11 protein-coding genes are annotated in these 15,133 nt (G+C 71.7%); 6 read left to right on the plus strand and 5 right to left on the minus strand.

Annotated elements, in window-relative coordinates:
- The first annotated feature begins 110 nt into the window (after window positions 1-110).
- From QF027_RS05295 to QF027_RS05315, 5 genes are all read left to right on the plus strand, one after another.
- Entirely contained in the window at window positions 111-1,325 is a 1,215-nt protein-coding gene (locus tag QF027_RS05295) for a sensor histidine kinase (protein WP_307072965.1), read from the plus strand.
- A complete protein-coding gene (locus QF027_RS05300; RefSeq protein ID WP_307072967.1) occupies window positions 1,322-1,969 on the plus strand; it encodes a response regulator in 648 nt (215 codons plus the stop codon). Before QF027_RS05295 ends, QF027_RS05300 begins: the two co-directional genes overlap by 4 nt.
- A 160-nt stretch (window positions 1,970-2,129) precedes the next feature.
- Complete coding sequence (locus QF027_RS05305) at window positions 2,130-3,272, plus strand: GNAT family N-acetyltransferase (RefSeq protein ID WP_307072968.1); 1,143 nt, start codon at window positions 2,130-2,132, stop codon at window positions 3,270-3,272.
- 92 nt (window positions 3,273-3,364) lie between these two features.
- Window positions 3,365-4,594 carry a DegT/DnrJ/EryC1/StrS family aminotransferase gene (locus tag QF027_RS05310; RefSeq protein ID WP_307072970.1) on the plus strand — a complete coding sequence of 410 codons (1,230 nt, stop codon included), beginning with the start codon at window positions 3,365-3,367 and terminating at the stop codon, window positions 4,592-4,594.
- Window positions 4,595-4,670: 76 nt separating this feature from the next.
- Window positions 4,671-6,116 carry a glyceraldehyde-3-phosphate dehydrogenase gene (locus tag QF027_RS05315; protein WP_307072972.1) on the plus strand — a complete coding sequence of 482 codons (1,446 nt, stop codon included), beginning with the start codon at window positions 4,671-4,673 and terminating at the stop codon, window positions 6,114-6,116.
- 50 nt (window positions 6,117-6,166) lie between these two features.
- Here the strand turns inward: QF027_RS05315 and QF027_RS05320 are convergent, their stop codons facing one another.
- The 4 genes from QF027_RS05320 to QF027_RS05335 all read right to left on the minus strand — a co-directional run bounded on the left by QF027_RS05320 (window position 6,167) and on the right by QF027_RS05335 (window position 9,646).
- On the minus strand, window positions 6,167-6,787 hold the full coding sequence (locus QF027_RS05320; RefSeq protein WP_307072974.1) for a DinB family protein: 621 nt from the start codon (window positions 6,785-6,787) through the stop codon (window positions 6,167-6,169).
- Window positions 6,788-6,862: 75 nt separating this feature from the next.
- Window positions 6,863-8,503 carry a thiamine pyrophosphate-binding protein gene (locus QF027_RS05325; RefSeq protein WP_307072975.1) on the minus strand — a complete coding sequence of 547 codons (1,641 nt, stop codon included), beginning with the start codon at window positions 8,501-8,503 and terminating at the stop codon, window positions 6,863-6,865.
- On the minus strand, window positions 8,500-9,288 hold the full coding sequence (locus QF027_RS05330) for a cyclase family protein (protein WP_307072977.1): 789 nt from the start codon (window positions 9,286-9,288) through the stop codon (window positions 8,500-8,502). The genes QF027_RS05325 and QF027_RS05330 overlap by 4 nt, the downstream gene beginning before the upstream one ends.
- A gap of 160 nt (window positions 9,289-9,448) precedes the next feature.
- Window positions 9,449-9,646 carry a hypothetical protein gene (locus QF027_RS05335; RefSeq protein ID WP_307072979.1) on the minus strand — a complete coding sequence of 66 codons (198 nt, stop codon included), beginning with the start codon at window positions 9,644-9,646 and terminating at the stop codon, window positions 9,449-9,451.
- Between the two features lie 449 nt (window positions 9,647-10,095).
- Here QF027_RS05335 and QF027_RS05340 point away from each other — a divergent pair, with 449 nt between their 5' ends.
- Complete coding sequence (locus QF027_RS05340) at window positions 10,096-11,121, plus strand: LacI family DNA-binding transcriptional regulator (RefSeq protein ID WP_306986809.1); 1,026 nt, start codon at window positions 10,096-10,098, stop codon at window positions 11,119-11,121.
- On the opposite strand, the gene QF027_RS05345 is transcribed toward QF027_RS05340, so the two are convergent.
- Window positions 11,104-15,063 (minus strand): glycosyl hydrolase, encoded by a 3,960-nt coding sequence (locus tag QF027_RS05345; protein ID WP_306985498.1) that lies wholly within the window; start codon window positions 15,061-15,063, stop codon window positions 11,104-11,106. The two genes, QF027_RS05340 and QF027_RS05345, sit on opposite strands and share 18 nt — an antisense overlap.
- Window positions 15,064-15,133 lie beyond the last annotated feature (70 nt).

The raw sequence follows: 15,133 nt of genomic DNA on the forward strand, positions 1-15,133 counted from the left end.
GCCGGGCCTCCGGCTCGGCCGACGGGCTCCCGCTGCCGAGAGGTTCGGGCGACCGGCATGTCAGCCGATCGGTTGATGCGGTCGTGCGTCCGGCACGTTAGACACGGAACATGAACCACTCCGATCCGGACGAGCGCTGGCTGGGCGCGATCGTGCACGGCGCGTTCTTCCTGCTCCTCGGCTCGTCGTTCGCCCGTTTCCTGACCCGCGACCAGGGCGGGGCCCGCACCGGCTGGGTGGTGGCGCTGTTCGCCTTCTTCTGTGTGCTGTACGTCCTCGGGCATCTGGTGGCCCCGCCGCCCCGTCCGGGACTGCCGCCCACCCGGCGTCATCTGGTCTGGCTGGGCTCGGTCACCGCTGTCTGGGTCGTCCTGCTGGTTCTCGCGCCGAGCGCCACCTGGTGTGTGATGCCCCTGTTGTTCGCCGGACTGCACGCGTTGCCGCCGAGGATCGCGGTGCCTGCGGCGGCCGTGCTCACCGCGCTGGTCGTGGTCTCGGAGATACGGGTGGCCGACGGGCCGCTCAACCCGAACATGGTCGTGGCCCCGCCGGCCGTCGCCGCGGTCGCCACCGCCGTACTGGTGCATCTGCAACGGCAGGGGGCCCGGCAGCGCGTTCTGATCGAGGACCTGGTGCGCACCCGGCACGAACTCGCCGCCACCGAACGGCGGGCCGGTGTCCTGGCGGAGCGCCAGCGGCTGTCCGCGGAGATCCACGACACCCTCGCGCAGGGGCTGTCCAGTCAGCGGATGCTGCTCCAGGCCGCGGAGCTGGTGTGGGGCTCGGACCGGGATGCGGCCCGGGAACATGTCCGGGCGGCGGCGGAGATCACCTCGCACAGCCTCGCCGAGGCCCGCCGATTCGTGCACGACCTGGCTCCCGCGGACCTCGCGGAGGGCTCCCTCGCCGAGGCCCTCGGCGCCCTCGCCCGGCGCGAGAGCGGCCCGGGGCTGACCGTGGAGTTCCGGCTCGAGGGGGATCCGGGTCCGCTGCCCGAGCGGGTGGCGGCGGCGCTGCTGCGGATCGCCCAGGGCTCGCTGGCCAACGTACGGGAGCACGCGGCGGCGACCCGGGCCGCGCTCACGCTCACATGGCTGGACGATCAGGTCTCACTGGATGTCGCGGACAACGGGCGGGGGTTCGAGCGGGACGAGGCCCGGGGGTCCGGATCGCCGACGCGTGGACACGGGCTTCCTGCCATGCGGATCCGGGCCCGCCAGGCCGGCGGCGGGCTCACCGTGGAGTCCACGCCGGGAGAGGGCACCGTGGTGTCGGTCGCCGTCCCGCTCGTCGTTCCGCTCGCCGTCAAGGAGACCGCCCTGTGAGTACGTCGCCGCCCTCGTCCCCCGTCCGGCTCCTGCTCTGCGACGACCATGCCGTCGTACGCGCCGGCCTGCGGGCCCTGCTCGCCAGCGCGGACGGCATCGACGTGGTCGGGGAGGCGGCCACCGGTGAGGAGGCGCTCGCCATGGCGGCCCACCTGGGCCCCGATGTCGTACTGATGGATCTTCAACTGGACGACGGCATGGACGGGGTGACCGCCATCCGGCAGTTGACAGCGGAGGGCTCTCGCGGTCCCCGCGTGCTGGTGCTCACCATGTTCGACACGGACGCCGACATCACCCGGGCCATCGAGGCGGGCGCCACCGGCTATCTCCTCAAGGCCGAGCAGCCCGAGGAGTTGTTCACGGCGATCCGCGACGCCGCGTCCGGCCGCAGCACGCTGTCCGCCCCGGTGGCCGACCGTCTGCTGACCCGGCTGCGCAGCCCTCGCCCCGCACTGTCCGCACGCGAGCACGAGATCCTCGCGCAGCTCGCCCGCGGCCTCGGCAATCGGGAGATCGCCCGGGCCCTGTTCATCAGCGAGGCGACGGTCAAGACCCATCTGGGGCGGATCTACGGCAAGTTGGGCGTCGAGACCCGGGCCGGCGCGGTGGCCGTCGCCAAGGAACGACGGCTGCTGCCTTGACCGGCCGCGGGAACCAGGAGTATCCGATCCGCACTCTTCCGTTACGGCAGACACCCTTGACAGCATGCGTACTGTTTGGCGACGTTTGGTCCTTGCCGACACTTCGATCGGCGGGACGCGGACGCCGCGTCGTGGGGGGAATTGGGGGGAACGGTCGCCCATGCGATCCATGAGCAGTGACACGGACATAACGATCCACAGACCCGAAGAGCTCGGCACCTCGCTCCGCAAGGCCTGGCACCGAGCGATGGACGAGTCGCCCGAGTACGCCAACCCGTTCCTGGCACCGGAGTTCGCGGCCGGGATCGGCAGACACCGCCGCGGCGGCGCCCGGGTGGCGGTGCTGCACCAGCGCGGAGAGGCCGTGGGCTTCCTCCCGTACGAACGGGGTTCCTTCGGCGTCGGCCGTGCCATCGGACTCGGACTCTCCGACTGCCAGGGACTCGTGCACCGCCCCGGGGTCACCTGGGACACCCGGGCGCTGCTGAAGGCGTGCCGGCTCTCCGTGTTCGAGTTCGACCACCTCGTCGAGGAGCAGACACCTTTCGCCCCCTATGTCACCGGGACGTTCGCCTCCCCGGTGATCGATCTCAAGGTCGGCAGCGACAGTTACCCGGAGTGGCTGCGCGGCGCGTACCCGGGACTCGCCAAGACCACCCTCAAGAAGGAGCGCCGGCTCACGCGCGACCTGGGTGAGATGCGGTTCGTGTTCGACGAGCGCGATCCGAGGGCGCTGCGCACACTGATGCGGTGGAAGTCCGCCCAGTACCGCCGGACGGGCCGGATGGACCGGTTCGCGCGGCCGTGGATCGTGAACCTGGTGGAGGACCTCTTCCAGGTCCGCGAGGAGCACTTCACCGGGATCCTTTCGGTGGTGTACGCCGGCGACCGGCCGGTGGCCGCCCACTTCGGACCGACCTCGCGCACGGTGTTCGCCCCCTGGTTCACCGCGTACGACCCCGAGCTGCGCTACTACTCCCCCGGCCTGATCATGCATCTGCGGATGGCCGAGGCGGCAGGCCGGCGGGGGGCGCGGCTCATGGACATGGGGCGCGGCGACAAGGAGTGGAAGGACTGGCTCAAGACCCGGGAGCTGCGGGTGGCGGAAGGCTTCGCCACCCGTCCCCATCCGGTCGCGACGGCACACCGTCTGTGGCGCCGGCCCGTGCGGGGTCTGCGCAACACGGTCAACGCCCACCCGGCCCTGCGCGAGCCCGCCGACCGTCTCCTGAAGACCGTCGGCACCCTGCGCACCTCCGGGCACCGCTCGGACTCCGACAGCGCGGGACCGCTGGCGAGCTGACCAGCCCGCTCACCTCCGGTTCCGCGGGAGGTGTCGCCGACGCGTGTTTTCCTCCACGGTCCTTCCGTGGCCCATCGACACAAGGGGTGCCGATGTCCTATGGCTCGCGGCTGTCCGCGACGATGACCCGGCGACTGGGACGCGAGTGCGTCTACACGCCCTCGGCCCGGCTGGCCCTGTACCTGGCGCTCAGGCGCTGGTGCCGGCCGGGCGCGCGGGTGCTGATGTCACCGGTGAACGACGACGTGATCCTGTTCGTGGTCCTCGCGGCCGGGCTGCGCCCCGTGCAGGCCCCCGTATCCGTGTGGGACGGCAACATCGACCCGGCCGCCGTACCGGAGTCGACCTGGCGCAACGTGGACGCGGTCCTGACCACCAACCTGTACGGCGTGCCCGACCGGGTCCTCGAACTGCGGCGCCGCTGCGAACAGTTGGGGATCCCGCTGTTCGAGGACGCGGCGCACGCGATCGGCAGCCATGTGGCCGGACAGCCGGTCGGAACCTTCGGCAGGGCGGCGGCGTTCAGCCTGTCCAAGCACGTGGCCGGGATGGCGGGCGGTTTCCTCGCCGTCGAGGACGCGCGCACACGCCGGGAACTGGAGCTGCTGCGGGACGATCTCCTGACCCCCGGCAGGCTGCGCGAGGACCTGGCCACGACCCTGCGCCCGCTGGCCCGGTCCGCCGTCCGGTCGCTCCATCTGGTGCGCCCGGTGTGGCGGACGATGGAGCGTCTGGGGCTGCTGGAGCGCGACGCGTTCCGGATGGACCTGCACGCACCGCGGCTCGCCGCCTCCGCGCGGGAGGCACCGAGCCTGACCGCCTACGAGCGGTGGGTCCGTGTGGACCTGCACGGCTACCGTTCCCGGCACGGCTCGCTGGTCCGCGGCCAGCTGAAGCTGCGGATGGCCCGGCTCGACGAGGACCTGGCCCGGCGCAGGGCCGGGGTCGCCCTGCTGGCGGGCACACCGTGGGCCTCGCCGGCGCTGCGCGACAGGACGGCGCACGAGGGGCCGCTCCCCCTCTTCCGGGTGCCGCTGCTGGTCCATGACCGCGACGTGCTCGTCCAGCGGCTGGTACGGCACGACGTGGTCTGCGGCTACATCTACGACCCGCCGCTGGACGACTACGCGGGCGCGGAGTTCGTCGAGCCCTCCCCCGATCCGGCGCCCGCCCGCTGGTTCGCCGCGCACACGCTCCCGGCCGATCCGCTGCTGGCCCGCAGGATCGTGGGCGCGTTCACGAAGGAACGGGTGGCCGACGCGCATCCCTCGCTGCTGCGGCCGGTTCCGGACGTCACACCGCCCCGGTTGCTGGGGCAGTGAGCTGTGACACCCCGACGATCGATCAAAACCTCAGGGGGTTAGCATATGAGCGCCGCCTAGCTCGAAAGAGAATTCTGTGACTGTCAAGGACGACTCGTTCACCGACTGGAAGAACCGCGAGGAGATCGCGGAATCGATGATCCCGCTGATCGGGATGCTGCACAGGGAGCGGGACGTGACGGTTCTGCTGCACAGCCGTTCCCTGGTGAACAAGTCGGTGGTCAGCATCCTCAAGACCCACCGGTTCGCCCGGCAGATCGCCGGTGAGGAGCTCTCCGTCACCGACACCCTGCCTTTCGTCCAGGCGCTCACGACGCTGGACCTCGGCCCCTCGCAGATCGACATCGGCCGACTCGCCGAGATCCACCAGGCCGACGACCGCGGGCTGTCCGTGGCCGAGTTCACCGCCGAGGCCGTGGCCGGCGCGACGGGTGGCAACAAGATCGACCGCCGTGAGCCGCGGGACGTCGTCCTCTACGGCTTCGGCCGCATCGGCCGCCTGGTGGCCCGGCTGCTGATCGAGAAGGCGGGCTCCGGCAACGGCCTCAGACTGCGCGCGATCGTGGTCCGCGGGGGCGGCGACCAGGACATCATCAAGCGCGCCTCGCTGCTGCGCCGGGACTCCATCCACGGCCAGTTCCAGGGCACGATCACCGTCGACGAGGCCGAGAGCGCGATCATCGCCAACGGCAACACCATCAAGGTGATCTACGCCGACGACCCCTCCGAGGTCGACTACACGGCGTACGGCATCAACAACGCCATCCTCATCGACAACACCGGCAAGTGGCGCGACCGCGAGGGCCTCTCCCAGCATCTGCGCCCCGGCATCGACAAGGTCGTCCTGACCGCGCCGGGCAAGGGCGACGTCCCCAACATCGTGCACGGGGTCAACCACGACACGATCAAGCCGGACGAGCAGATCCTGTCCTGCGCGTCCTGCACCACCAACGCGATCGTGCCGCCGCTGAAGGCCATGGCCGACGAGTACGGCGTGCTGCGCGGCCACGTGGAGACGGTCCACTCGTTCACCAACGACCAGAACCTGCTGGACAACTACCACAAGGCCGACCGCCGGGGCCGCTCGGCGCCGCTCAACATGGTCATCACGGAGACGGGCGCCGCTTCCGCCGTCGCCAAGGCACTGCCCGACCTCAAGGCGCCGATCACCGGCAGCTCGATCCGGGTCCCGGTACCGGACGTCTCCATCGCGATCCTGAGCCTGCGCCTGGGCCGGGAGACCACCCGCGAGGAGGTCCTCGACCACCTCCGGGACGTCTCTCTGACCTCCCCGCTCAAGCGCCAGATCGACTTCACCACGGCCCCCGACGCGGTCTCCAGCGACTTCATCGGCTCGCGCCACTCCTCGATCGTCGACGCCGGTGCCACCAAGGTCGACGGCGACAACGCGATCCTGTACCTCTGGTACGACAACGAGTTCGGCTACTCCTGCCAGGTGGTCCGGGTCGTGCAGCACGTGACCGGCGTGGAGTACCCGACCTATCCGGCGCCCGCGGTCTGATTCGGCCGTTCGGACGGGCCGGCGAGGGACGCCGGCCCGCACCGGGCCGGTCAGCGCCGCCGTTCCCGGTACAGGTCGCGCAGCAGGGCGATCTCGGCGCCGTGGTGCAGGACTTCCTGATTGACCCACCACACGATGTCCAGGAACGGTTCCTCGGCGTCGCTGCCGTGCGGGTAGGTGCAGCGGCCGACGGTGTCGAGGTCGGTGTCGGCGGTGTCGCGCAGGGCCGTGCGCCAGGCGTCGGCGGCCGCGTCGACGGCGGCGATCGCGTCGGCGGCGGTGCCGCTGACGCGGTAGTCGTCGCGGGTGAGGGCGTGGGTGCCCGTCGTGTGGTCGGCGCGCAGGAGGAGCATCTCGCTGAGGTGACTCAGGCGCCACGCGAGGGTCGTGAACGGCGGCGGAACGGGGTGTGGGTGGGGCGCGGCGTCCCGGCCCCAGTCGCCGGTCCCGGCCAGGAAGGTCGCCCGCGCCCCGGGGCCGTCCGTACGCCGACGGACGGACCAGCAGTGCGCCACCGGCTCCCAGAGGTACTCGTCGTCGGTCAGCGGACCGACCGGGGTCCGCGAGCCGTCGCCGCTGTCCATGACCGGCCCGGTGAGCCGACCGGCCAGGCGCTCGCAGGACCAGTCGAACTGGTCCAGCAGCGGGGTGAGGCGAGGTCCTGCGGTCATCGGTGCCCTCCTGGGTCGTCCGGCCCGCCAGGCTGGCACAGCGAGGGGAATCCTGCTCCTCCTTTTTTCCGGGGTCTAGTGCCCGCGGAACGCCTCCTCCAGCCACCACGCCCCCCGGTCCCGAACCACCTTCGCGTCGATCAGCAGCGGGGCGGACCGTGGCCCGGCGACCCAGTCCTCCACGGCCTTCAGGTCCGCCCGCGTGCGCACGGTCACCGCCTCGAAACCGTAACCGCGGGCCACGGCCGCGATGTCGGTCGGCGGGAACTCGACCGTGTCGAGCGGATGTCCGTCGGGGCCGAAGTGGTGCACCTCCGCGCCGTAGGCGTCGTCGTTGTACACGACGACGACCATGGGGAGCCCGAGCCGCCGTACGGTGTCCAGGTCGGCGGCGCCCATCAGCGCGCCGCCGTCGCCGAGCGCGGCCACCGGCAGCCGGTCCGGACGGGCCAGGGCCGCGCCGATCGCGGTGGCCAGGCCGAGGCCGATCGACTGGTAGGCCTGCGTGAAGCAGAAGCCGTCCTGGTCGGGCACCGACAGGAACATGCTCGGGTGTCCCATGAAGTTGCCGGAGTCGACGCCGATCACCCGCTCCGCTGGGAGGAGGTCGTCGAGCGCGATGCTGAGCGTGCGGGGGTCGATCCGGTCACGGGTGCTCGTGTCCTCGTACGGCACGTCACGCCAGCGCACCCGCGTGGCCACGGCCTCGGCGATGCCGGGCGTCCGCAGGCCCTGGCGTCTCCCGCCGGGGGCCGCCAGGACGTGCCGCGCGGTGAGTTCGACATCGCCGGTGACCCCGAGATGCAGCTTCCGGTGCGCGCCGAGTACCGAGGGGTCGTCGTCGACCTGCACCACGGTCGTGTCCGCACCGATGAGGGCGCCGTGCCGCATGGTCCACATGTTCAGTGCGCAGCCCCAGCCGACGATCACGTCGGCCCTGCCGATGAGTTCGGCCGCCAGGGGCGAGGCGAAGCCGCCGGACACGTCGAGCGACCAGGGGTTGTCGTGGAACAGCCCACGCGCCACGGCCGAGGTCGCCAGCAGGGCGCCCCAGCGCTCGGCAAGAGCTTCGAGGGCGTCCCGGGCCCCGGGTGAGCGCGCACCGCGTCCGGCCACGAAGACCGGCCGCCGGGCCTGCTCCAGCACCCGGGCCAGAGCCGCCACGTCGTCGGCGGACGGCTCGACCGCTGTTCGCCGTGGTGGCGGTGCGGCCTGGGCGAGGGCATCGCCGGGGGCGTCCGCCGCCTGTACGTCCAGGGGGAGGTTCAGGAGCACCGTACGTCGTTCGTGCAGGGCCCGTCGCACCGCCGCACATGCCTGTCCTACGGCGTCCTCGGGCGACGCGACCCGCATCGGGACCGCGCCCACCGCCGTCCCCAACGCCTCCTGGTCGACATGGAAGTTGGAGGTCGGCCGGGTCACCTCGGCCGCCACCACGACGAGCGGTGTGCGGCTCTTGGCCGCCTCGGCGATCCCCGTCATCGCGTTGGTGAGCCCGGGTCCCTGGTGGACGCTCACGGCGGCCACCGTGCCGCTCACGCGCGCGTACGCGTCGGCCATCGTCGCCGCGCCGCCCTCGTGGCGGGCGGCGACGAAGCGGGCACCGGCCGCGACCATGGCGTTGGTCAGATGGAAGTTGCCGGACCCCACGACGCCGAAGACCTGCTCGATCCCGGCCGCGTACAGGGCCCGTCCGACGGCCTCCGCGACCTTCATGACCGCTCCACGAGGGCCAGCACGCGCGCGGGCGAGCCGGAGCCCGCGACGATGGGCAGGGGTCCCGCGACGACGACGCTGCCGGTCGCGGGCAGCGCGGCCAGGTTCTGGAGCTGGGTGAGGCCGTACTTGTCGCTGCCCATCAGATAGGAGTGGCAGGGGAAGGCCGGGTCGAAGGAGTGCCCGCGCCCGGCGTCCGTGCCGACCGTCTCGACGCCGAGGCCGATCACGGGCGACTGCTCGGCCACCCAGCGGGCGCACTCCGGGGACAGGCCAGGCGTGTGAGGGCCGTTCTCGTCGGCGTTGAGGAAGGCCTCCTGGGAGTGCGAGCGGGCGTCCCAGCCGGTGCGCAACAGCAGCCAACCGCCGTCCGGCAGCGGTCCGTTGTGTTCCTCCCAGGCCTTGACGTGGTCCACCTCCACGAGGAAGTCCGGGTCCTTGGCCGCCTCGGCGGTGAAGTCCAGTACGGCGGCGGGGGCGATCAGCCGCTGAGCGGGGACGGACGCCACGTCGGCGAGGTGCCTTCCGGTCACCCAGTGGTTCGGGGCGTCGAAGTGGGTGCCGGTGTGCTCGCCGCTGCGGAAGTTGTTCCAGTACCAGACCGGGCCGCGGTCGTCGTAGCGGCTGATCTCCTCCAGCTCGAAGACGGCCGTCTGGCCGAACTCCGGCGGAAGCTGGATCACGGGTGTGGACGACGACAACGGCGAGGTGAGGTCGACGACTTCGATCGAACCCGTCCGCAGGGCGGACACCAGCGCGGCGAGAAGGGACGGCTGCTCGTGCATTCGGGCCTCCTGAATCACTCCGAGGCCGACAGCATGTCACCGACCGTCCGGTCGAGGGCCGGCTTCGCGCACCGTGTCCGGCCATCCCAACCGGGCGCCCCTCCGGAGACCACGACGGGCCCCGGATCGTCCGATCCGGGGCCCAGTGGCAGGCGTTCGGTCAGTTGACGCCGACGTGGGCGTTGACGCTCGCCGCGACACCCTCGGTGGAGACGAAGGCGTCGGCGTCGGCGCAGACCTCGAGGTGCGGAGCCTGGAGGTGCAGACCGGCAGCGGTCGCGGCGGCGGCACCGCCGGAGACGTGGTCCAGGTCGGCATCGTTGAGCTCGGCCGCTACGAGGTGAGGGGCGACGTTCATGGCGCGCGGTTCCTTTCGCATGAGCAATCCTCGAGGAGGAGGGACACCGGATGGAAGCACGTCAGGCATGAACACGGCCAGTCAGCCGGACACGCTCCACAGGACGTTCCCGTTCCCGGCTTCACCGACGTCGCAACATGGTCACCCAATCCGCCCGTTCCTTCACGGAATTTGCTGCCGCAGCGACCGACCCTCCATCGCTGTGCCGTTCCGAAGGCGGACACTCCACCACCAAAAAGCCCTGTGCTGGTGCGGCCATGACTACCGTTCAGTTTCTGCATGGCCAAGTGGTGAACGGTGTGCAGGTTCGCCGGTTTTTCGATGCCGACCCAGCCGACCCCTGGCGCGGAAAACGTTTTATCCGCGGCCGGGGTAGACTTGCGCCGCCCATGTGGAACAGCGCCCGAGGACCAGGTCCTGCCTGGTCGTACGGCCGCGACAGCGAGGGGGTGGACGCCATTTCGGTTCGCCCCGCCCGTATCCAGGACGTCGCGGCCGCCGCCGGGGTCTCGGTCTCCACGGTGTCGAACGTCCTGAACCGGCCCGAGCGGGTCAACGCCCGCACCGCCGAGCGGGTCCGCGACGCGGTCGCCGCCCTCGACTACGTCCCCCACCCGGGAGCCGCCGGGCTGCGCACCGGGCATTCCTCGTCGATCGGCCTGGTACTGCCGGACGTGGCCAACTCCTTCTACTCGCGCATCGCGCGCGGCGCCGCGGACGCCGCGTACGAACACGGCTACTCCCTCGTCCTGTGTGACAGCGGGGACGCGCCGGAGCGGGAGCAGGGCTACTTCACCATGCTCGCAGAACAGCGGGCGGTCGGCGCGGTGGTGGTGCCGCTCAGCGCCGACCCCACCCGCCTGTCGCGGCTGCGCGAGCGCGGTATCCCGCTGGTGCTGGCGGACCGTGCGATGCCCGCCCAGGAGGGCTGTTCGGTCTCCGTCGACGACATCGCCGGCGGCCGCATCGCCGTGCAGCACCTCCTGGACCGCGGGGCCCGCGACGTCCTCGTCGTGAACGGCGAGCGCACCATCCGTCAGTGCGCCGACCGCTACCAGGGCGCCCGGCAGGCCGTGCGCACCCGGCGCGAGGCCCGTCTCGGTCAGGTCGTCGCCGAGGAGATGACGGTGGCGTACGGCAGCGAAATAGCTCACAGCCTCGACGAGCTGCCCGATGGCGTGTTCTGCACCAACGACTTCCTCGCGGCGGGGCTGTGCCGGGCGCTGGGCGAGCGCGGCGTGAAGGTCCCGGAGGATGTCCAGGTGGTCGGTTACGGCGACCTGGACATCGCCAGCTTCGTGGGCACGACCCTGACCACGGTCCGCCAGCCGGTCGAGGAGCTCGGCCGGGCGGCCGTGGAGATGCTCCTGGACGAGGTGGAGGCCCGCGCGGAGCACGCCCACGAGGCACGGGTGTTCGCGCCGGGGCTGGTGCTGCGGGACTCCACGCGGGCTTCCTCAGACGCGCCTTTCTAGCGTCACCGGCCCCAGCAGGCCCGAGGGGAGCTGGGAGGGGAAGGCCCAGGCGGTCGGCGTCGCTTCGGCCAGATACGGCGCCAGGGTGTTGTGGACGGTCACTTCGAGGTGGACGGTGCGCCCGGCGCTCCCGCGCAGTGCGAAGCGGTACGGCGCGCAGAACGCCTCGCCGACGAGTTCACCGTCGACGCACACCGCGACGCTGCCGCGCACCCTCCCCAGATCCAGCACCGGGTCCGGCCCGGCCGGCACCTCCAGCGTCCGCGCATAGGTCATGCCTCCGCTCCAACCGCCCAGTCCCAGCTCACCCCACTCCCCCAGCGGCATGGCTGCCGGCACCGTGCGCACCCGCACCGGCCCCCGCCAGGCGGAGCCACCGCGCAGAACGGCCGTCGGGGCGGTGATGACCTCGAACTCTGTGGCCATGTCGACGGGTTGATCCAGCGTCAGTTCCTTCCCATCGAAGGGAAGTTCAGGGCCGTCGGTGATCCTCACTCGTGCGGGAAGGGCCAGTGGCAGGTCGAGCGACACGGTCCCCGCCGGTACGACGAACCGGAAGCGCTGCTCGGCCTCCCGGAGGTCGTCGGTGGACCGCAGCGGCAGTACGGCGGACCCGAGCACCGGAGCACCGGCGAGCCACTCGGCGTCGGGCAGCGGGTGCGGCCGTACCGCAGCGCCACAGTGCTGCAACTCCCCCCACCGGCCCGCATGTTCGATGGTCAGCCCGCTCCACTCCCCCGTTTCGGCCACCCAACCCGCGCCGCTGACCAGGGCGGTCGTGTGCGCCACGAGGTCGACATGGACACCGTCCCGCGCGTCGACGCTGTCGGCCACGACGTCGAGGACGTGATCGCCGCCACTCAGCGTCAGTTCGTGCCGGAAGAACATCGGCACTCCGCCCCAGTCGGACTCGTAGTACTCCGCCTTCTCCTGCCGTGCCACGACGGCTCCGTCGAGCAGGACGGTCACGCCCACCGCGGCACCCACGACGAGGACCGCGTCCGCACCCTGCCCCGGGGCGCTGATCCGGCCGCGGTAGGTCACGCTGCCGTCCGGTCGCACGCCGTCGGGCAGGCGCATGAGCAGCGGGCGCGGCGCGAACCCGTCCGGGCGGGACAGACAGAAGTAGCTGCCCAGCGGTGTGTCGGCGGCACCCGAGATGGTCTGCGGCCGGTCCTGGGCGTCGGACAGCTCGTACTCGAGCACATTGCGGGCCTGTTCGACCTCCACCCGGGCGGACGCCAGATACCCGCCGCTTGTCTCCAGCCGGCTGCCGTTCCACCACACGCGTTTGACCGCCGCCGCGCCGACATGCAGATCTGCAGGTCCCCGGTGGTCGGTCTCGACGACGGCCCTGACCCGGGCGACGGTCCCGCTCACGGGTGCCGCCACCCGCACGAACTCCTCGGGAACCAGCCCCTTGTTGCCGAGCAGCCCGTCAGGGTCCGGGATGCCACGACTCGTTGAGTACAGCGAGACATCCCAGTCCGCCGGGGCCAACTCCTGCTGTCCGGTCAGGATTTGCCCGACGGCGGCACGGTCAAGAGGAGCCGGGGCCTGCTCGGAGGGCACGGGTGGCAGGACGCGGACGCGGTTGCCGTAGGTCGCCCGTGTCCGCTCCCAGGAGTCGCCGGTCTCGGTCCATCGCATGGTCCAGATCTGCGGTTCGGCGACGGAGGCTCCGGCGGGCAGGGCCATGTCGCCCCAGGTGTTGTCCATGGTGGGAGCAAGGCGGCCCTCCCAGCCGGTCGACAGGTCGGTCGTCTCCGACGGCTCCGTGGGCGACGGGGGCACAGCGTCCGCCGGAGGGCCTTCGCGCCATACGACGAGGGCGGCGGGGGCGCCCTCCAGAGGTACCTCGATGGTCGAGACGCCGTCGGCGTGGGTGACGCGTCCGGGGCAGCGGGTGCCGGTCGCCGGGTTCCAGATCTCGGCCTCGGCGACCGTGGCCCGCACGGTGACGGAGGAGGTGCGGGCGTAGCGCGCGGGGTCGATCTCGTGGTGGCCCCTCGGCGGATGCGTACGGGCGTCGGGGAACGCACCCGTGACCAGCGCGACCGCCGCGTCGCCCTTCCTCCTGACGAGCAGCGGCACCTCGCCCGTCGCGTATCCGGCGGCTTCGGCGACCGCGGCCGCACCGGCCTCGGCGTCGGCCGCCCGCTCCAGGCGGGGGTGATCCAGAAGTGCGGCCACGACGGAGTCGTCACCGGCGAGCCCGGCCGCCTGCGTCGGCGGGCGGCCGACGACCACGACCCGTCCGCCGGCGTCGAGGAGTTCGGCCAGTCGGCGGGCCGTCTCGTGCTCCAGGACGCTCGCCGAGGGCAGCAGGACCGCGGTGTACGCCAGGTCCCTGATGCGCAGGGCCCCGTCGCCGGCCTTGGCCCCCTGGACGGAGGCGTCGTCGATGACGTCGAAGGACACGCGGTGGCGGTCGAGGGCGCCGACGGCGGGCCGGAGCCAGTTGTTGTTGCCGCACAGCTCCAGGTAGTGGCGCTGGGTCTCGTCGACGTCGGCGTGGGTCCCGCCCAGGCGGCCGTCGCCGAAGTGCTGGACGGGGGCGTCGAGGGGGATGAGGGCCTGCATGGTGGCGGTCGGATAAAGGACCGCCACGTCGGCGCTGTAGGTGCCCCAGGACAGGATCGAGCAGATCCGGGCGACGGCCCGGGAGAAGGCGGGGTACTGCCGCCAGTACGGCTGGCGCCAGTCGGTGGACGGCGGCGCCCACTCGAACCAGCCGCCCGCGGTGCCGAAGTAACTGGCGTGCGGGTTGTACAGGTTGGCGCCGCTGCGCAGGAACGGCAGCAGCCAGTCGTAGGTCTCGTCCAGGGTGCCGCCCCAGCCGGAGGAGTGGAACGACTCGATCCAGACGCGCTCGTGGCCGTAGAGGTGGGCCATCGAGGAGTGGACCTTGGCGTCGCCGTGGTGGTCGCTGCCGGCGGCGCTGTACCAGCGGTGGGTGCGGAAGTAGTCCGTGTAGAGCTGCGTCGACTGGGCCGGGAAGCCGGAGCGGGCGGGGTGGCTCTGGTCGCAGCCCAGGAGCAGGCCGCGCTCGTCGTGCCAGGCGGCGAGGGGGCGGAACAGCGCCTCTTCGGTGAGCTCGGCACGGACGGCGTAGTAGTCGGCGCGGATCTTCCGGGCCCGGGTGGTGTCGTCGCCGGTGAAGAGGGCGGGGAGGTGGTCGAGGAGGTCGTAGCCGCGTCGGGCCCGGAACTCCTCGGGGAAGCGGCTGGTCCAGGAGTTGGTGGCGGGCAGTTCGTCCTGGAAGCTGCCGGCGATGACGTTGCCCAGGTACTCGGGCACGCGCCGGTCGTACTCGCGATGAATGGCGTCGAACAGAAGATCGACAGACGCCGGCTTCAGGTAGTCGAAGGCGGTGGGGACGGCGAGGACCAGGCGCACCTCCGTGCCGTCGGCGACCTCGAGCCGTGCCGGTCCCTGGCCGTCCCGGGCGGACCGCCCGGACGCCGTGCCCGTGACAGGCAGCCGCGCGCCCCCGCTGTCGTACGCCCCCAGCAGTGTCTCCCTGCCCTTCAGCGCGACGGTGCCATCGGAGACGACGGCCAGGCGTGACCGCAGTGCGTGGCCCGCCGCCTCGGGGTGCTCTCGGGTGATACCTCCCTGCACGTTGGCGCCGGAGAAGCCGATCTGGTCGTAGAACCACAGGCGCATGCCCAGGTCCCCGGCGATCTCACAGGCGTCCGTGAAGCGGGCCCACCACTCCTCGCCGAACCACACCGGGTCGTCGGTGCGGGCGCCGAAGGTCGGGCCGGCCGGGGCCAGGTTGATCACCACGAGGTTGTGGACGCCGCCGTCCGCGAACCGGCGCAGCTGCCAGGCCAGGCGGTCACGGGTGACCTTCGCGCCCGACCACCACCAGAGCGGGGTGGGGCCGAAGTCCCGGGGCGGGTTGTCGAACAGCTGTTGCAGGGCTGGAGAGATCACGGATAGGTCCTTCCGACTACGGCCCGGACACTCTCACGGATCAAAAACGTTTTACATCTGCCTCACCGTA

Origin of the sequence: Streptomyces canus (assembly GCF_030816965.1) — a bacterium.
In the GTDB taxonomy this organism is placed as follows: domain Bacteria; phylum Actinomycetota; class Actinomycetes; order Streptomycetales; family Streptomycetaceae; genus Streptomyces; species Streptomyces canus_E.